Source organism: Streptomyces sp. NBC_00239 (assembly GCF_036194065.1).
Lineage (GTDB): Bacteria > Actinomycetota > Actinomycetes > Streptomycetales > Streptomycetaceae > Streptomyces.
Window position 1 is genome coordinate 7,929,157 of sequence record NZ_CP108095.1, and the last position, 18,339, is coordinate 7,947,495.

Sequence of the window (18,339 nt, forward strand, 5' to 3'; positions counted from 1 at the left end):
CCGAAGGTTGACGCCTCAGCAAGAGTGCGGCCGGATCGTGGACAGATCCGTCTTGAATAGAGAGATACCGCAGATCAGAGGCCTGCTGAGGCACCGACACCCGAGCCCGACTGCCCGCTCGCCGGGGGTCAGCCGCGGGTGTCCGCGACCCCGCTCGCGAGCCCGCCCGCGCCCTCGTCCCCGCGCACGTGCAGGCCGAATCCCGTGCGGCCCGCGGGCTCCAGGCCCTCCTTCAGCTGCAGCGAGGGGATCTCGTAGTCACCGAAGTTCTGCCGCCGGAACGCGATCGGCTCGGTCGACTCCAGGGTGTGCAGCCGCTGTTCCCAGGCCTTCGCGACGTCCGCGTACTCCTCTTCGGTCATCCGGTCGGTGCCGTGCAGCACGAACGGCGGCAGCGCCTCGATGCCCGTGTGGTAGAGGATGCCGTGCTGGATCGGGAACAGCAGGTCGTCGATGGGGCCGTTGATCCCGCGCGCGGCGTAATGCGACTCCGGGCCGCCGACGGTCACCGACAGCAGGGCCTTCCGGCCCGCGAGGGTCCCTTCGCCGAAGCGCTCGCCGTACTTGGTGGCGCTGTGCTCGCCGACGCCGTACGCGAAGCGGTGGGTGAACACCCGGTCCACCCAGCCCTTGAGGATCGCGGGCATCGTGTACCACCACATCGGGAACTGGAAGACGACCGTGTCGGCCCACAGCAGCTTCTCCTGCTCGGCGAGGACGTCCGGGGTGAGCGTCCCGGCCCTGAAGGCCCGGCCCGAGTCCAGCGCGACCTTCAGCGGACTCGACGCGTGGGGACCGTAGTCCGCGGCGTCCACGACCGCCTTCCAGTTCATCGCGTACAGGTCGCTCACCCGTACCTCGTGCCCGGCTGCCTCCAGCGTGGACACGGCGAGGTCCTTCAATGAGCTGTTGAGCGACTTCGGCTCGGGGTGGGCGTGGACGATCAGCGTCTTCACGGGAACTCCTCGGGATCGGATGCCTTCGATCCTGGGCGACGCGGCGCCCGGTGTTCAGGGGCGCCGTTTCCGTCGGACGGGACTTCCTGGTACCGGCAGGGCCACCTTCACGGGCGTCGGCGCGGCCATACTGGCAGGCATGGACGATCTTGCGGGCTTCCTGCGGACCCGGCGCTCCCGGGTCGATCCGGCCGCCGTCGGCATCACCGCCGACAGCCGGCGCCGGGTCGAAGGGCTGCGCCGCGAAGAGGTCGCGCACCTGTCCGGAGTCAGCGTCGACTACTACGTACGCCTGGAGCAGGGTCGCGCGACCCAGCCCTCCGAGCAGGTCCTCGACGCGCTCGCCGGCGTCCTGGGCCTCGACGAGACCGAACGCGGGCACCTCCACCGGCTCGCCCGGCAGCGCCGCCGCCGTGCGAAGGCGCCGGGCGGGAGGGTCCGGCCGGAGGTGCTGCGGGTCCTGGACCTGGTCGTCGGCGCACCCGCGCTGATCATGGACCACCGCCTCGACGTGCTCGCCGGGAACCGCCTCGCCGGGCTCCTGTACGGCCGGCCGATGCCTGGCCTGAACACCGCCCGGCACATCTTCCTGGAGGAGGCCGAGCGCGGCCTCTACGCGGACTGGGAGAACTGCACCCTCGACGTGGTCGGGCACCTGCGCCTGGCCGCCGGCAAATATCCCGACGACCGCCGACTGGCCTCGCTCATCGGCGAGTTGGCGATGGGCAGCGAGCGCTTCCGGCGGCTGTGGGCCCGCGCGGACGTGCGCGCCCGCTCCCACGGACGCAAGGGCTACCGGCACCCGCTGGTCGGACTGCTGGAACTGCACCAGGAGAACTTCGCGCTGCCGGACGCGTCGGGCATGGAACTGCTGGTGCTGTCCGCCGCCCCCGGCAGCCCCGCCGAGGACGGACTGCGCCTCCTCGCGGGCCTGGGCGCGGCCGACGCCGAAGGGCGACCCACGGCGAACGGCCGGCCCGAGGATCAGCCCGTGGAGCCCGTGAACGCCGCGATGGTGCCGAGGGGAGTCCATCCGTCGGGGCCGGAGGGGTCGCCGCCGTTGAAGAGGTAGGCGGAGGTGCTGCCGTTGGCGGCCGTGTGGAGGTAGTCGGCGTGGTGGTCACCGTTGATGTCGGCGAGGTGGACGCGGGTGTGGTCGGTGGTGATGCCGGTCGCGATGCGGCCGACGTGCTGCCAGCCGCCGTGGCGGTCGCCGCCGCGGTTGAGGTAGGTGGTGACGGCGCCGTCGGGGCCGATCGCGTGGTAGTCGGCGCGGCCGTCGGCGTCCTGGTCCGCCAGGCGCACGCGCGTACGGTCGGTGGTGACGCCGGTGGCGACCTGCCCGAGGCCTGCCCACCCGCCGGAGCCGGCGGGGTCCCCGCCTCGGTTGAGGTACACCGTGACGCTTCCGCCGTCGGCGACGGTGACGTAGTCGGTGCGGCCGTCGCCGTCCCAGTCGGCGAAGCGGACCTGTTCCTGGCGGCCGGTGGTACCCGAGGCGACCTCGCCGATGCGGTGCCAGCCGTTCGGTCCGGTCACGTCGCCACCGCGGTTGAGGTAGGCGGTCACCGCGCCGCCGGGAGCGATGTACAGGTAGTCCGCGCGGCCGTCACCGTCGAAGTCGGCCAGGCGCACGCGGGTGCGGTCACTCGTGACGCCGGTGGCGACCCGGCCGATCTCCTGCCAGCCGCCGGGGCGGTTCAGGCGCGCCCGTACCTCACCGTTGTCGGCGATCGCCAACTGGTCGGTGCGGCCGTCGCCGTCGAAGTCGGCCCAGCGCAGGGGCCCGGTGCCGCCCGCTTCGGTACCGGCACGGGGTACGGGGCCACGGCTCGCCCAGCCGTCCGTGACGGCCTGTTCGACGCCTCGGTGGTAGGCGTCGGCCATCTTCCGGTAGCCGGCGTCGTTGGGGTGGAGGCCGTCGGGCAGTTCGGTGGCCACGTCGAGCCGGGGCGGTTCGACGTAGTGGAAGCGCTCGCCGGCCGCACGTCGCGGGCCTTCCTGAGCACTGATGAGACGGTTGAACTCGGCGACCTGCCGGCCGACGTCGGAGGTGTCGGGGAGCAGGCCCTGGACGATGACGGTGACGCCGGGCCGGTTCTGCCGGATGCGGTCGACCAGGCCGCTCAGGCCCAGCGCGGCGTCGGCGGGGTCGGCGGCATGGAACTTGAGGTCGTTGATGCCCAGGTGCAGCAGGACGACGTCGGGGTCGGCCGCGGACTGCCAGCGGTCGATGTTGGCGCGGACCTGGCCGATGGTCCATCCGCTGTGGCCCTCGTTGTCCGGGTCGGTGAGGGCGCCGAACGAGCCGGAGCCGACGAAGTCGGGGGAGTACCGGCCCTGGCTCCGCATCAGGCTCCACAGCGGGGAGCGGTATCCGGCTCCGTCGGAGCTGTTCGCGCCGGCGGTGATCGAGTCGCCGAGCGGCATGATCCTCACCAGGGGCGGGGACGGCTCGGGTGCGGCGGCCGCCGGGGCGGCGCCGAGTGCGATCGCGCAGAGCCCTGCGACGAGAGTGATGCTGAGCGACGTGGTGCGTTTCATTGCTGGTGGGGCCTTCGTCGTGCGGGCCGGGGCTACCGGCTTGATCGGGGGACGGGCGTGGGGCGACCGGGCAGGAGCGCGGACCGCACGGTGGTCACCCGGCGGGGCCGCCCGACACGGCGTCCCCACAAGTCTGCCCGCCCGGTCCGTGGTCGGCTCGGGCGGGCAGGTCCCGCGGCTGCCGCCGGCCTGCCGGGCGTGCCGGAAGGAGAGCGGTGGCTGCGGGTGGGGGCGTCCGTCCTCAGACGCCGTAGGCGACCTTGCCGATGTTGGTCCAGCCGTTGGGGCCGGACGGGTCGCCGCCGTTCCAGGCGTACACGGTGGCGCTGTTGTCGGCCCCCATGTGGATGTAGTCGGCGTGGGTGTCGCCGGTGAAGTCGACGAACTGGACCTTGGTGTGGTCGGTGGTCACACCGCTCGCGATCCGGCCGGCGACCTGCCAGCCGCCGCCGACGTCGCCGCCGCGGTTGCGGTAGAGGTCGACCTTGCCGTCGGCGTGGATGACGTGGTAATCGGCCTTGCCGTCGCCATCGTTGTCGGCGAAGCGGATACGGCTGCGGTCGCTGGTGACGCCGGTGGCGCCCCGGCCGATGCCCTGCCAGCCGGTGCTGCCGGCCGGGTCGCCGCCACGGTTGAGGTAGACGTCGAAGGCGCCGGCGTCGTTGAAGACGAGGTAGTCGGTGCGGCCGTCGCCGTCCCAGTCGGCGAAGCGGACCTTCCCGGCGTCCGAGGTGACACCGGTGGCCACCTCGCCGATGCCCTGCCAGCCGCCGCCGATGTCGCCGCCGCGGTTGAGCCAGACGTGCACCGAGCCGTTGGGGTTGATCACGATGTAGTCGAACTTGCCGTCGCCGTCGAAGTCGGCCAGGCGCACCCGGCTGCGGTCGGTGGTGATCCCGGTCGCGACGCGTCCGAGCGCCTGCCAGCCGCTGCCGCCGGGCACGTCACCGCCCTTGTTCAGCCAGACGGACACGGCGCCGTTGTCGTCGACGCTGATGTAGTCGGGCTTGCGGTCGCCGTCCCAGTCGGCCCAGCGGATACGGCCGCTGCCACCGGCCTCGTTCACGGCTGCCGAACGCCGCGAGGTGAACTGGCCGATCCAGTCGGCGAGGTCGTCGGTGCGGACGGAGAGGGCGCCGGTGCGGGTTTCGGTGGAGGCGGTGCCGAGGCAACCACCCTGCCAGGAGCGGCTGTTGACGCCGACGAGTTCACCGGCCGCGTTGAAGAGCGGGCCGCCGGTGTCGCCCTTGCAGAGGACGTCGGCGCCCTTGCCGGTGATGGTGAGGGCGGTGGCGTCGGAGGCGTTGAGCGCGAAGGTGCCCGTGTGGAGCTTATCGGGGACCCATTCGGTCTTCGTTCGTCCGAAGCCGACCGCGGTGAGGTCGGTGCCGGTCGTGGGTGCGGTGGTGGCGCGCTTGATGCCGGTGATGGCGAAGGCGGGGGTGGCGAGGCGGGCCATGACGAGGTCGCGGTCGCTGCGCGGGGCGAGTTCGACGATCTCCACGGTCTTGCCGTCGGAGAGCGTGGCGAGTGACTTCAGCGCCGGCTTGCCGGCGGGGACCGTGGTGCCGGGCGTGTTGGCGAAGCAACTGGCGGCGGTCAGGATCCAGCGGGCGTCGACCAGGGTGCCGGTGCAGGCGCGGGAGGTGGCCTCGTCGCCGATGGTCAGTTTGGCGACCGACTTGTACGTGTCGGTCGGGGCTTCGGGGCCGGTGAGGGCGAGGGCGGGGGCGGCGGAGATCAGGCCGGCGGCGACCGCGGTGGCGGAGAGCAGGACGGTCATCCGCGCCGGGCGCAGACGGGGTGCGAGCATGGTTCTTCCTTCGGTGAACGGGTGCGCGGGGAAGTGAACGGGTGCCGTACGGCGGCCGCTTGGGCGCCGTGCGGGTGCTACTTGGAGGTGCGGATCTCCATGAGCATGAACTCGCGGCCCTGCTCGTCGGCGCTCTCGCCGACCGCGGTCCAGGAGTTCTTGTTGACGTCCCACGTCTTCTCTTCCGCGCCGACCTTCATGTCGACCTGGGCGGCGTAGTCGTTGCCCTTGACGGCGAAGACCGAGGGGATCTCCAGGGTCAGGTAGCCGGTGGTGCCGGTGACCTTGAAGCAGATCTTCTCCTTGGCGCGGGACCAGACCTCCAGGAGGTTCGTCGCGCTCGCGCAGTCGGCGAGGAGGATGTGGCCGTCACCGCGCTTGAGGGTGATGTTCTGCTCGGCGAGGATCTTGTCCGCGTTCGGGTAGCCGAAGTCCTCGATCGCGTACCCGGGACCCTCCTCGGCGATGCCCTTCATCGCGGTGACGTCCGCAGCGCCGCCCTCGGTGGCGCCACCCGCCCCGGCGATCGCCAGCCACGCCAGCGCGCCGGCGGCCGTGGCCGCGGCCACCGTACGGACGACATTCTTCCGTGCCTTCATCCCTACCCCAGTCTTCAGTTCCGGTTCACTGACCGGAAAGCCCCCAACTTCCTCCGGGATCTTAGACCCATGCCTGGAGCAGAAATCAAGTCGGAAAAATGAAATTGATTTCTGCACTTCAGATGTCGTACGGGTGGGCTTGTGGGCGGCGAAGGGTGCTGGCGGGATTCCGGGATGTGTGACCTGGCTCATGCCTGATGGAGGCGCTGGCCAGGCGATATGTGCAACTCGGGGAGCTTGTAGGTGATTTGCCTCGGCGGTTCGCGTCTTCGTGAAGCCCGCTCGGGGTGGCTGAATAAACGTCCGTTGATTCCGCATCATCTACCGTCTGGCCAAAGTCGCCTGTTCGTCGTAGAGTCAGGTTGCGTGCCTGCCTCGTGCAGCCCGCAATGCGTTCCACCACCGGCGATGGGAATGCGTCGTACTCTTTTCCACCCGGGAATTCGCCCCATCCTTGCGGCGCGCGGCCAATCCGACCGACGCCCGCGATGTCAGGGCCGCTCGCCGGCTTGCCGGCCCGGACCCCGTGAAACGGGACGACCTCCCGCGCGTACGGCGCGGGAGGTCTACGGTCTGCCCGGGCGGGCGTTCACCGGGCCGTCAGGACCCGTTGTCGGGGGGTCCCTTGCAAAGGTCGGCCTCAGCCCACCGGAGCCGGGGCCGGCTCCGCGCTCTCGCGGGCGGGTGCCGTGCGGCGCGCCCAGGCGACGGCGGGACCGATCGCGGTGGTGCCGGCCAGGAAGATCGCGGCCATCGCCAGCCAGCCGAGGGACTCGTCGACCGAGACGAAGAAGGAGACCACGGCCGGCCCGAGCGTGGCCTGAATGACCACGTGCAGGTGGAACGCGCCCAGGTACTCACCGCGGTTGGCGTCCGGGGCCAGGCCGAAGCCGAGCCCGAAGCCGCTCGCGGACTGCCACAGCTCGGCCGCCGTGAAGAGCAGGACCGCGACGACCGCGACCGCCCCGGTCGCCCAGCTGCCGCTCAGCCCGGCCACGGCCAGCGCGGCGCACGCCGCCACGCTCACCAGACCGGCCCTGCGGGCCGCCCGTACCGAACCGTCCAGCGTGTCCGCGCCCTTGGCAGCCGCGACCTGGCACAGCACGACCAGGACGGTGTTGACCGCGAGGATCAGGGGCACGACACCGCGCGGCAGATCGGTGTTCTCCACGATCCACAGGGGGATGCCGACGAGGAGCACGGCGCTGTGCAGGGCCAGCAGACTGGACGCGGCGATCACGCTGAGGAACGGCCGGTCCCGGAGCACCTTGAAGCGTCCGCCGCCGGCGTTCGGCCGCGCCTGGGAGGCAGGCAGCCGCAGCACGAGGGCGGCCGCGAGCAGGAACGTCAGTCCGTTGCCCAGGGGCAGTACCTCCAGCCAGCCGCCGCCCAGCCCGATCAGCCCGGCCGCCGCCAGCGCACCGCCGGAGAAGCCGACGTTGAAGAGGGAACGCAGGGCCGCCCGGGCGGTGACCCGCTCGGCCTCCGGCACCAAGTCCATGATCAGCGCGCCGAAGGCGGGACCGCAGCCGAACTCCAGCGCCCCGACCGCGATCACCACCGGGTAGAACGTCCACGCCGAGCCCACCAGCGGGTACAGCGCGTACAGGCCGGCCAGCACGGTCAGCAGCACGCCCAGCATCTGCCGGGCCCCGAACCGGTCGGCCACCCGCCCCAGGAGGATGCTGGACACGAACCCGCTGAGGCCGGCCAGTGACAGGCCCAGACCCACCACGACCACGGGCAGTTCCGCGACCACGACGAAGTAGACGGCCGAACCGGCCATGAAGAGGCCGCTGCCCAGGCTGTCCACGAAGTGCAGTGCGCCCAGGGTGCGGGCGGGGCCCCGCAGCGAGGAGAAGTTGCTCTGGATGAAGGATCTCAGCACGGACGTTCCGATCGTCGGGTGCGGTCAGGGGGGAGGGGAGGGACGGGCCGGCGGTCAGGGGCGGGCAGTGAGGCGGGCCAGGCGGGTCAGGGGCGTACGGGCGGGAGGCCGTCCGGCGCGCCGGGCGTCACCACGACTCCCGTCAGGCCGGGCTCCTGGAGGTACGTACGGGCCGCGCGCGCGACGTCGGCGGGGGAGAGGGCGCGTACCCGGGGCTCGTAGCCGCCCAGCCACCGCGCCGGCAGGCCGCTCGCCAGGGTCCCGGCGAACACCGAGGCCAGCCCCGAACGCGACGAGCAGGACATCGCCATCGAGCCCACCGCGAAGTTCTGCGCACTGAGCAGCTCCCGCGGCGCGAACGCCCCGGCGGCCAGCCGCTCCAGCTCCTCGTCGATCAGTACGAGGGCCCGCGCGGCGCCGTCGGTGCGGACATCGGCCTCCAGCGTGAAGGCAGCCGTGCTGCCCAACGGGTCGAGCACCGCGCGCGGCGCGTACGAGAGCCCCTCGCGCTCGCGCAGCACCAGCGTCAGCCGGCTGCCGAACCAGCCGCCGAGCATCAGCACGGCCAGCTGCAGCGCCGGATAGTCCGCGTGCGTACGGCCCGGCACCTGTCCGCCCAGCCGGATCAGCGCCTGCGGGGCGCCCGGGGCGAGCACGGTCGCCGCGCCGCCGCCCGGCCGATCCGCCGGCGGGTACGCCGTGCGCGGCGCGCGGGCGGACGGCCGCGGCAGCAACGGGGCGGCCGCCGCGAGGAGTTCCTCCACGGGGCCGCGGCCCACGACCACGCCGCGCCGGGCCGACGCCGGGGCACTGCCCAGCAGCGCCGCCAGCCGCTCGCCCGTCACCTCTCCCGCGTCCGCCGCGGTGGCGGTACGGCCGTAGGGGTGGGTCCCGTACACGGCGGAGAGGAAGCCGGTCCGGGCGACGACCGCCGGCAGGGCCGCGGTCGCGGCGGCCCGGTCCCGTACGGTGCCCGCGGCCCGCGCCACGCGCTCGTCCCCGAAGAGGTCCGGTGCCTCCAGCGCGGCGCCGACCGACGTGCACACCTCCGCCAGGTCGCCCGCGAAGGCGCGGACCGAGACGACGAGCCGGTCCGGCCGGGCCTCGGCCCGTACGACGGCGAGCCGGCCGACGGCCTCTCCCAGGACGCCCTTCAACACGTCGGCGGCCACGTCCACCTCGGTCGCGTGGGCCGGTCCGGCCGGGGTCAGCGGGACCACCAGCCGGGCCTCGGCCAGGTCCCCGGCGCCGGCCCGGTCGATCCCGACGAGGGTGCCGCCCTCCAGGACCGACTCCCGGACGGCGGGCGGGGTGAAGTGCGGGGACGGGACCGGCAGCGGGCCGGCGGGCGCTGACGTCGTCATGCGAGGGCTCCTGAGGCCGCGGGCGCCTTCGCGGACGCGGCAGTCGTGACGGTGACGGGTACCGAAGGGGCCGTCGGGGCGGCCTCGGGCAGGCTGGTGATCCGGGCCGCGGGCGCGCTCGCGTAGACGCCGGCCAGGCGCGCCACGTCGGCGTCCGTGACGGCGTCGATCGCCGCCGGCAGGGCGGCCAGGTGGCCGGGGTCGCCGTGCACCGCCGCGCCGACGCCGAGCCAGGACGCCTGCCCGGCCACCGAGTCCAGCTCGGCGTGCAGGTGCAGCGCCAGCTGCCGGCGCAGCACCGACAGCGGCTCGGCCACCGGCAGCGAGCCGTCGGCGATCCGCGTGAGCACCGCGCGCAGGCAGGTCTCGGCCGCCTCCGGCGAAGCCCCGGGCGGATGCGGGAACTCCACGGCGAACAGCGAGGCTCGGGCCACGTCGAACGGGTTGCCCGTCCGGTCGACCCGGGTCCGGAAGGCGCCCCACGGCCGGGCGTCCGCCGGATGGCAGCCGCAGTCCGCGCCGACCGCCTCCAGCAGCTCGCTCAGCAGCACGGTGGCCAGGTGGTCGGCGGGCGCGGCCGCCGGATCCGGCACCCGGAAGCCGAGTACCGTACGGCCGCCCGGCGCGATCCGCTCCTGACGCAGGGTGTACCGGGGCGCGCTGAGCGGCGCCTCGGCGGCCGGCTCGCGCTGCCAGGTCTCCCGGGCGGGGATCGTCCCCAGCAGCCGCTCCACCAGTTCCAGCGCCCGCGCCGGTTCGAAGTCGCCGACCAGCACGAGGTGGATGTTGCCGGGGGCGTACGAACGCTCGAAGAACGTGCGCAGCTCCGCCGGGCCCAGCGACCCCAGCGCGTCGATGTCGCCGTAGCCGTTGTGCCGGTTCTCCCACGTGTCGTGCAGCAGCGCCGGCAGGTCGAACAGGACCAGGCCGCCGTGCGGGCGCTGGAGCACGTTGCGGCGTATCTCTGCCTGGACGACGGCGATCTGGGCGCGGATGTGGTCCGCGCCCAGGTCCGGCTCGGCCAGCCGGTCCCGCTCGATGCGCAGCCCCAGCTCCAGGCCGTCGGCGGGCAGGATCTGCGTGTACTGCGTGTGGTCGGCGGAGGTACGGGCGTTCATCGTGCCGCCCATGGCCGCCACCGCGTCGGTCAGCGGACCGGTGCCGGACGATCCCTGCGCCAGCACGTGCTCCAGCAGATGGGCCGCGCCCGCCACGGGCTCGTTGCGGAAGCCGGTGCCCACGTGCAGGCAGCTGGCCACCACCTGGGTGCCGGGCAGGGGCTGGAGCAGCACCCGCAGTCCGTTGGCCAGGGTCACATCCGTCAGCCCGTCCGCCGGCCGGTCCGCCGGCCCGTGCGTGACTGTGTCGGTCAGTCCGTCCATGTCTCCTCCTCGTCGGGCGCGGACGGGTCCCGCAGCGGCGCGTCACCGCGCAGCGCGGAGTACAGCACTTGGTCGTGCCAGCGGCCGCCGCGCCACTGCGCGTGCCGCAGCACCCCCTCGCGGGTGAACCCGGCCTTTTCGAGGGCCCGCTGCTCGGCGGTGTTGCGCGGATCGGTCCAGGCCTGCACCCGCTCGACGCGCGTGTGCTCGAACAGGTAGCGCACCAGGAGCCGCTGCGCCTCGGTGCCCAGACCCCGGCCCCGCGCCTGCGGCACGAGGCCGATGGCCACCGTCCAGCAGAACGACGTGTCGGGGCGGCCCCACGTGGACTTGAACCACTCGACGCGGCCCACCGCCCGCCCGTCGGCGACGACGGTCAGTACGCCGCCGTCCGGGCCCAGCAGCCCGTCCTCGGCGAACCGCCGCCGGGTCCGCAGGGCGGCAGTGAACCCGAACCACTGGTAGGGGCCCGTTCCCTCCTCAGTGGCGAACGCGCTCTCGAAAAGGTCGAGATCGGCGGAGGTGACGGGGCGCAGGGACACGACACCGGTCATGTGGCAGGTACTCCCAGAGGTGGTAGGGGCAAGGGCCCGTCGGCTTCGGCGACTTCGCGCCAGCCGGGAGGGGCCACGCCCCGCCGCAGGTCGCGGTGGCCGGGCAGCCAGCCGGCGGCGAACTCCACGAGCGGGCGGAGCTTCACCGCCCGGCAGTCCGCACCGCCCACGCGGGTACGGGACAGCGGGCCGCCGGACGCCTCGTACGACGCGCCCAGCGCATCGAAGTCACCCTCCCATACGAGCAGTTCGGGCACCTCGCGCCACCGGGTCCCGGCACCTCCCGGACCAGTGCCTTCCGGCCCTTTGCCTTCTGGACCGCTGCCTTCCGGTCCGGCGCCGGGCAGTGCCCACAGGCCGGCCCGTCGGCCCGGGTAGGGGGTCGTGTACTCGGCCAGATGCAGCGCCGTGCACTTGTTCCACTCGGTGCCCAGCATCAGGACCGTGGCGTCGAGCCGCCACAGCTCGCCCAGCGGACTCTGCGAGGAGAGCCGGTAGGCGTCGGGATGCGACCGTACGATCTCCTGCGCGCGCGGCCCCTCGGCCACGAACGACACGTGCGGGTGGCGCGAACGCACGCTGCCCGGCACGGCCCGGAGCAGTTCCGGCAGCACGCCCATGGTGCGCGCCACGGGGGTGCGCTCCGGGTCGAACAGCGGCATGTCCGCCGCCACCGCGGACGGGTCCGGCTGGACCAGGTCGGGCGAACGCCAGGTGCCCGGATGGCACAGCTGGGGGGTGAACGCCGGCATGACCAGGGTGCCGTCGGCGCCGACGGCCTCGCGCAGCGCCTCGTACACGCTCTGCGCGCCGCCCGGCACGAAGCCGAAGCTGCGCAGCGACGAGTGGACGACGACCACCTCGCCCCGGCCGACGCCGAGCGCGGCCAGCCCGTCGGCGATCCGGCCGCGGGTGACGACCTCACGCGGGGACACGGAGACCCGCCTCCCCCGTCGCGGGCCCGGCGGTGTGCTGCGCCGCCTCGCCCGGGCGTTCCTGCGGGGAGCCGTCCACGGCCCCGCCCGCGAGTTCGTCCTCGCAGGCCGTCAGCACCCACCGGTACCAGGCCCGGATGTTGCGCGGCCGGCTCAGCGGATGCGCTTCCGTGCGGAAGAACGCCACCTCGGAGCGGATGCCCTGGCGCGACAGCGACCGGTGCGCGCGCAGCGTCTCGGTCGGCGGCACCAGGCCGTCGTGCATGCCGTGCGAGAGCAGCACCCGAGTGCCGTCGGGCACGGGACGCCCGGGCAGGCTGTTCGCCCGGTACCGCTCGCGGTCCCCGGTCGGGTCGCCGTACTCGCGCAGCCACTGCCAGCCCACGTCGCTGGTCTCGGCCACCTGGGCGAGGTCCAGCGGCGCGGCGTGCGCGACGACCAGCCGCGGCCGCAGCCGCTCGGCGGTGTTCAGCGACAGGTAGCCGCCGAAGCTGCCGCCCATCAGGGCCAGCGGCACGTCCTGAAGGCCGGCTTCGGCCCGCAGCAGTTCCACCTGACGGGTCGCCACGGCCGCGATGCCCGCCCGCCAGTTGCGCCAGCCGCCGGCCACCGCCGGCACGTACCCCAGCGACATCGGGGGCTCGATCAGGGCGACCGCGTAGCCGCAGGCCACGAACGGCCACGGATTCCAGCGCCAGGACCACTGCGTCCAGCTCTGGAACGGACCGCCGTGGAAGAACACGACGAGACCGCGCACCGGGCCCCGGGCCGGCCGGCACAGCCAGGCGGCCAGCGGACCGCTCGCCCCCGGCACCTCCTGCGGGTGGTACGAGAGCGTCCCCGGCAGCTCGGGCCGGTCGCTGGACTCGACCCGCTCGGCCGTTCCCGAGCGCAGGGCGACGACGTCGAGCACCGGGGGAGCGTCGAGCGCCGACCCCAGCACGGCGGCCCGGCCGCCCGCGACCCGAACGCTCGCCACCGATCCGGTCACGGGCACGTCGCTCCACACGCCGTCCTCGTGGACGTACAGCCGGCGCCGCGGACCGTCCTCGGCGGTGCACACGAGCCGGCCCGGGCCGTCCCAGCCGACCGGGCGCTGCCAGGTGCCGGCGGGGGCGTCGAGGACGGTCAGCTCCGCGGAGTCCGCGCGCACCACGCAGGCGGACTGCACCGGGGGCGCGTCCGCCGACGGCACGGACGTGCCCAGGTAGGCGACCTGGCCGCGGTCCGGGTCCGGGACGGGGTAGCAGAGGTCGATGCCGTCGAAGAGCAGTTCGCGCAGCGCGCCGCCGTCGTCGGCGGACACCTCCAGCAGTCCGAACCGGCGGGTGCCGTCGGGACGGTGGTGGGCCACGCCCAGCAGCAGCGTGTCCGGGCCCGACCAGGCGGCCTCGCCGGTGAGCACGGCGCCCGCGGGCACGGAGACCGGCAGCTCGCGTCCGTCGTCGGGGTCCGCGCCGTCGCCGGACACGAACATGATCCGCCAGTCGCCCTCGGGCCGGCGCACCGTGCCCAGGCCCGCCCCGGGCCCCGTGGCCCACACCGCGTCCGAGCCGCGCAGCAGCCCCTCCGGGTGCGAGCCGGGCGATGCCTCGGTGCGGACCGTGCACAGGACGGTGCCGGAGCCGGGCCGCACCGCCATGGCGGCGACCTCCCCGGCGATCTGGCGCAACACCCGCTCCGGGCCGCCGTCGGCGGACCGGAACGCGAGGGCCTGATGGCCACCCTGGAGCACGTAGAGGAATCCGCCCGGGACGGCGACCGCCTCGATCGCCCTGGGCGCGGACCAGGTGGCCTGCCAGCCGTCGGCGGCGTCGCGGCGGTACCCGATCAGGGTGGGGACGGTGGCACCGAGGCCGTTCGGCACGTCGGCGCGCAGCACGAGCACGCCGTCGGCGAAGGCGGCGACCGCCTTCGGCCGCGGCTGGGCGGCCAGCGCGTCGACGAGCGCCTCGGCGCGCTCCGGGTAGGTCGTGGTGGACATCAGGCGGCCGTCCTCTCCGCAAGCCGGGCGACGAGAGACAGGTCGAAGCCGCCGGCGTACCGGGCGGCCTCCGCCTCGTCGCGGAATCCGCGCTCCAGCGCGCTCAGCCGGTACTCCTGCGGCCCCCGCGCCTGCCACAACCGGCGCAGCACGGCATGGCACTGGGCTGCGGACACGGGCGGCCGGTCCGCCGGGGCCGCCAGCTTCAGGCACCACTGCTCCAGCTCGGCGCGGGTCGTGCCGGCCAGGGCCTCGCCGGGCAGGTCCGCGTAGACGAGCCGGCCCGGCCGCAGCCGGAAGGTGCGCGCGAGCAGCCGCTCCTCGCCGGACCAGGCGCCGGTGTCCGGGGTGGGGACGGCCAGCCGGGCGTCGGGGCGGGTGGCCGGCGCGTAGCCGGCCGCGCCGAGGAGGGCGGCGGCATCCGCCGTGTGCGGCAGGCCCGTCGTCCGTGCGGCGGTGTGCAGGGCGTAGCGCAGGTGCCGGGCGGGGAAGTCCGCGGCGAAGAGCTGGAGGCAGGCGAGCGCCGTGCGCTCGGTGACCGCGGACCCCGGGCGCAGCGGGCGCCGCTCGAAGGCCCATTCCGCGCCGTAGGAGCTCTCCCACACCGGCTGCGCGACGTGCGTGTGCGTACGGTCCTGCGCGTCCGGCGAGGTGTGCGCGTCCGCGAGGGTCTCCGCGTCCAGCGCGGCCAGGGCCGCCAGCGCGTCCTGGGCCTTCACGTCGCCGTGGGCGTGGATGTGCCCGAGCACCGAGGTCATCGCCGCCCGGCAGTCGCCTGCGTAGTGCAGCAGCGCCTGCTCGGAGCGCTCGGTGAAGTGCAGGTCGTCGGCGACCCGTTCGACGGCGGCCGCGTCGGCCGGGGACAGCTCGCCGGCCGCCACCAGTCGCGCCGCGGCGTGCCGGACGGCGACCGTCGCCACCGTGAGGCGGCGCCCTCCGTCGTCCTCGCCGGCGTGCAGCACGCCCACATCGGCGTCCGCGACCAGCTCGCCGGAGCGGGCCGCCGCGTACACGTGGCCCAGGCCCCGCATGCCGAAGCCCGCCAACTCGGCCGCGCGCAGCGCGCCGAGGCTCGCCGTACCGACGACGTCGACCCCGCGGTCGAGCATCGCCAGGATCTCCTTGTGCCGGATGGGAGCGAAGTGCTGGTAGACGCCGTCCACCACGAGCACCTGGTCGCCCGCCCGCAGGTCGAGGGCGAACAGGTCGCCGTGCCGGATCGGCGGCAGGAAGGTGAAACCGGTCCGTGGCCGGTCCGGCGGAGCCAGCGTCGGGCCCACGAAGGCGATGCGGCGGGGTGTCACACGAAGCTCCTGCTGGTCAGTTCCTGGGGCCGCGGGTGTTCGAGTACGAGCCCGAGACCCGGGGCGAATACCTGCACGACGGCGGGCCACGGCCGGCCGTCGGGGGTCAGGTCCACGGCGATCACCGGGCGGCCGGTGCGCGTGTGCACGGCGGCAACGAGCCCGTCGAGCACGTCGTCGAGGGCGACCGGCCCGGTACCCGGGGCGGCGGAGGCGGGCAGCGGCTCACTGCGCGGCGGCACCGCCCGGGGCCGGGCACCGGGCGCGCCCTGCAACCGGAACGTCCACTCGGGGATGTCGTCCCGGCCGCCGCTGATGGTGGAGCCCCGGCTCTGGACGGCCTCCAGCAGGGCGCGTTCGGCCGCGATCGGCGCGTCGGTGTGGCAGCCGGACCCGGCGAAGACCTGCCACATCTCCGGCTGGGTCAGCCAGCAGGTGTAGGCGTAGGTGCCGGGCAGCGACGGAATGCGTTCGAGCACGGCGTCGGCGCCCGCCGCCCGGATCCGGTCCATGACGGCGCCCAGCCGATCGCCCACGCTGTCGGGCTCCACGCGCACGGCGTCGCCGTCGCCGAGCCGGGCCAGGGCGTCGCGCTCGCAGAGTTCCAGCAGCCCGTGCAGGGCGGCCTCGACGTGGTCGTTGCCGCCGGCCAGCCCGTTGGTGGTGGTCACGAAAGTGGCGGGCTGCCACGCGTCGGCAGCCCAGCCGCGCAGGCCGACGGCTGCCGCCGGCAGCAGGGCGGGGGTGTGGGAGACCAGGTCCCAGCCCTCGACCCAGTCCAGTGCCGTGCGGTCGTCGACGAGCGAGACGGGGTGCAGGGACAACTCGGCCACGCCGTACCCCGGTTCGACCTCCAGCCCACTGCCGCGGGCCACGACCTCGGGCCTGGCCTGCTCGGAGGCCGCGACCTCGAGCGACTCCATGACCGCGGAGATCCGCGCGGAGGCGTGGTCGATGCCCTTGCCGGCGCTCGCCACCAGGGTGGCGGCGGCGGGCCGGATCGCGGTCCACACGGGTATGCCGATGGTGTCCAGATCCGTCAGGTCGGCCACCCGCGTGATGCCCCGGTCGGCGATCACCGGCGCGAGACGGGCCCAGGTGTCCTCGGCGGTGGTGCTGCGCAGCGTTCCTCGGGTGACGGCTGCGGGGCCCCCGCCGGTCAGCCAGGACGGACGGCGGGGGCCCCGCAGCCCGCTCACCGGTGCTCCCTGCGCAGGGTGACGGCGGCCTCGGTGACGTACTTCTCGTCCGCCTCGGCGAGGTGGGCGAGGAGCGCCTCGCGCAGCAGCTCGGTGCGCTCTTCGAGGGAGTGCCGGTGGTGGTTCTCCTCGAAGGCGGTGAAGCGCGGGTCCGCCATGAACGTCGCCAGCAGCACGTTCGCGAGGTTCTCCGCGGTCGGCTCCTCCACGGTGACGGCGATGTGGATGGAGTTGCCCTCGCGCGCCGTCGCGTAGTGCGGGGTGCCGTGCGGCATGTACAGCACGTCGCCCGGGTGCAGCGTGACCTCGATGCGCTCGTCGTCGGCGATCGGGCCCTCGTGGATGGTGGAGTCGCCCGTCCGGCCGGCGTGGTTGGTGCCGAAGACCCAGTCCTTGGTGCCGGAGACCTGGAGCACGAACACGTGCGCACCGTCGTAGTGGGCCTGCATGGCGGTCTTGCCGGGCGGGCTCAGGAAGACGAACGACTCCAGGCCGCCGCGGAAGTGCGGCTGCATGCCCTTGACGAGCGTACGGATCCGCGGGTGCCAGTGCTCGGCCTGGTTGAACTTGAAGGTCGCGCCGGCCTCCCAGTCCGCGTAGATCTGCTCGGGCTTGATGTAGCCGCCCAGCTCGTGGCCGACGACCCGCCGCTTGGTGGACATGTCGCTGATCGCGGTGCGCACGCCCTCGTTGAACACCGTGAAGTAGGGGCGGGACAGCAGGCCGCAGTCGACCTCGTCCCACATCTCCTGCTCGCTGATCAGGGTGGACAGGTCGGCCGTGGCGCGCAGCACGACGGGCTGGTTGCCCCAGTGGTCCCGGAAGAACGCGGCGGGGTCGCCCACCAGATGGTCCAGGAGCGCGGGCACGCCGTCGCCGACGGCCGCGTCGGCTGCTTCGGCGCCGGCCGCGGGGCGTGTGTCAGGTGTGTGGGTCGTGACAGTCATCAGCCGATCGCCTCCCGCATCGTGTCTACTGCCGTGCGCGCCCAGCGGGCCGCGTCGAGTTTCTCGGCCTGCTCGTACAGGGCCGTGCGCACCTCGCTCGTCCGCCCGTCCAGGGGACGCTGGTGGAAGTGGTGCACGAGTTCGGGCTCGTCCTCGAGGAAGCGCTGAAGGAACGCCTCCACGAGGTTCTCCGGGGTCGGCTCCGTGAGCGTGAAGGTGAGGTGCAGGGAGTCGCCGTCCTTGGCGATCGCGTCGTGCGGCCAGCCGTGCGGCAGGTAGAGCACGTCACCGGGCTCCATGGTGAAGACGTGCGTGGGCCGGGAGGCGTCGACGTCGAGTCCCGCGCCGGCCCCGACCTGGTCGGGCTCGGCGTACAGGTGCCACTCCTTGCGGCCCTCCAGCTGGATGGCGACGACGTGCGCGGCGTCCCGGTGCGGAAGCATTCCGCGCGAGTCCTGCGGCGTCCAGAACACGTACGAGTTCGCGGCGACCGGGAGGAACTCCTCCAGTCCGCGGGCGATGTCCCGGGAGGACCGGTGCCAGTCCTGCAGCTGGTTGAGCTTGAGCGTCGCGCCCCGCTCCATGTGGCGCCGGACGGCGGCCGGATCGGGGAAGCCCTCCCGCTTCTGACCGATGACGTCGCGCACCGCGGTGTACGAGGTGACGGGGGGCACTTCGCCGTGCTTCAGCAGGGTGAAGTAGGGCCATTTCAGCAGACTCGCGTCGAGCAGCCGCTCGATGTCGGCCGAAGTGATCAGCTCCGAGACGTCGACGGCGTTCTTCAGGATGCGGTGCGAGACGCCCCAGGAGTCTCCCAGCAGCCTGTCGCGGAGCGTGGCAGTCAAGGAAGCGGCTGCGGTCATGCGGGGG

The 18,339-nt window shown here is 73.8% G+C and carries 15 protein-coding genes; 1 reads left to right on the forward strand and 14 read right to left on the reverse strand.

The window, feature by feature from the left end; genetic code table 11:
* Window positions 1–128 precede the first annotated feature (128 nt).
* Window positions 129–956, reverse strand: coding sequence for an NAD(P)H-dependent oxidoreductase (locus tag OG764_RS35055; protein WP_328972375.1), 828 nt, complete (start codon window positions 954–956; stop codon window positions 129–131).
* A gap of 139 nt (window positions 957–1,095) precedes the next feature.
* Here OG764_RS35055 and OG764_RS35060 point away from each other — a divergent pair, with 139 nt between their 5' ends.
* On the forward strand, window positions 1,096–2,028 hold the full coding sequence (locus OG764_RS35060; protein ID WP_328972376.1) for a helix-turn-helix transcriptional regulator: 933 nt from the start codon (window positions 1,096–1,098) through the stop codon (window positions 2,026–2,028).
* Here OG764_RS35060 and OG764_RS35065 read toward each other — a convergent pair.
* From OG764_RS35065 to OG764_RS35125, 13 genes are all read right to left on the reverse strand, one after another.
* The gene (locus OG764_RS35065; protein ID WP_328972377.1) at window positions 1,941–3,500 is read right to left on the reverse strand and encodes an FG-GAP-like repeat-containing protein; all 1,560 of its coding nucleotides are present in this window, start codon (window positions 3,498–3,500) and stop codon (window positions 1,941–1,943) included. The genes OG764_RS35060 and OG764_RS35065 overlap by 88 nt on opposite strands.
* A 241-nt stretch (window positions 3,501–3,741) precedes the next feature.
* Window positions 3,742–5,313: an FG-GAP-like repeat-containing protein gene (locus OG764_RS35070; protein WP_328972378.1), complete on the reverse strand. Its 1,572-nt coding sequence runs from the start codon at window positions 5,311–5,313 to the stop codon at window positions 3,742–3,744.
* 77 nt (window positions 5,314–5,390) lie between these two features.
* Entirely contained in the window at window positions 5,391–5,912 is a 522-nt protein-coding gene (locus OG764_RS35075) for a hypothetical protein (protein ID WP_328972379.1), read from the reverse strand.
* Between the two features lie 640 nt (window positions 5,913–6,552).
* Window positions 6,553–7,800: an MFS transporter gene (locus OG764_RS35080; RefSeq protein ID WP_328972380.1), complete on the reverse strand. Its 1,248-nt coding sequence runs from the start codon at window positions 7,798–7,800 to the stop codon at window positions 6,553–6,555.
* Between the two features lie 86 nt (window positions 7,801–7,886).
* Window positions 7,887–9,164, reverse strand: coding sequence for a M16 family metallopeptidase (locus tag OG764_RS35085; RefSeq protein WP_328972381.1), 1,278 nt, complete (start codon window positions 9,162–9,164; stop codon window positions 7,887–7,889).
* Entirely contained in the window at window positions 9,161–10,546 is a 1,386-nt protein-coding gene (locus OG764_RS35090) for a M16 family metallopeptidase (protein ID WP_328972382.1), read from the reverse strand. The genes OG764_RS35085 and OG764_RS35090 overlap by 4 nt, the downstream gene beginning before the upstream one ends.
* Window positions 10,534–11,100 carry a GNAT family N-acetyltransferase gene (locus OG764_RS35095; protein ID WP_328972383.1) on the reverse strand — a complete coding sequence of 189 codons (567 nt, stop codon included), beginning with the start codon at window positions 11,098–11,100 and terminating at the stop codon, window positions 10,534–10,536. The genes OG764_RS35090 and OG764_RS35095 overlap by 13 nt, the downstream gene beginning before the upstream one ends.
* Complete coding sequence (locus OG764_RS35100) at window positions 11,097–12,035, reverse strand: aminoglycoside N(3)-acetyltransferase (protein ID WP_328972384.1); 939 nt, start codon at window positions 12,033–12,035, stop codon at window positions 11,097–11,099. Before OG764_RS35100 ends, OG764_RS35095 begins: the two co-directional genes overlap by 4 nt.
* Entirely contained in the window at window positions 12,022–14,019 is a 1,998-nt protein-coding gene (locus OG764_RS35105) for a S9 family peptidase (RefSeq protein ID WP_328972385.1), read from the reverse strand. Before OG764_RS35105 ends, OG764_RS35100 begins: the two co-directional genes overlap by 14 nt.
* The gene (locus OG764_RS35110) at window positions 14,019–15,323 is read right to left on the reverse strand and encodes a TfuA-like protein (RefSeq protein WP_328972386.1); all 1,305 of its coding nucleotides are present in this window, start codon (window positions 15,321–15,323) and stop codon (window positions 14,019–14,021) included. Before OG764_RS35110 ends, OG764_RS35105 begins: the two co-directional genes overlap by 1 nt.
* Window positions 15,320–16,522 carry a YcaO-like family protein gene (locus OG764_RS35115; protein WP_328972387.1) on the reverse strand — a complete coding sequence of 401 codons (1,203 nt, stop codon included), beginning with the start codon at window positions 16,520–16,522 and terminating at the stop codon, window positions 15,320–15,322. Before OG764_RS35115 ends, OG764_RS35110 begins: the two co-directional genes overlap by 4 nt.
* Window positions 16,519–17,469, reverse strand: coding sequence for a JmjC domain-containing protein (locus tag OG764_RS35120; protein ID WP_328972388.1), 951 nt, complete (start codon window positions 17,467–17,469; stop codon window positions 16,519–16,521). Before OG764_RS35120 ends, OG764_RS35115 begins: the two co-directional genes overlap by 4 nt.
* Window positions 17,469–18,332, reverse strand: a complete 864-nt coding sequence (locus tag OG764_RS35125; protein WP_328972389.1) for a JmjC domain-containing protein — start codon at window positions 18,330–18,332, stop codon at window positions 17,469–17,471. Before OG764_RS35125 ends, OG764_RS35120 begins: the two co-directional genes overlap by 1 nt.
* Window positions 18,333–18,339: the final 7 nt, after the last annotated feature.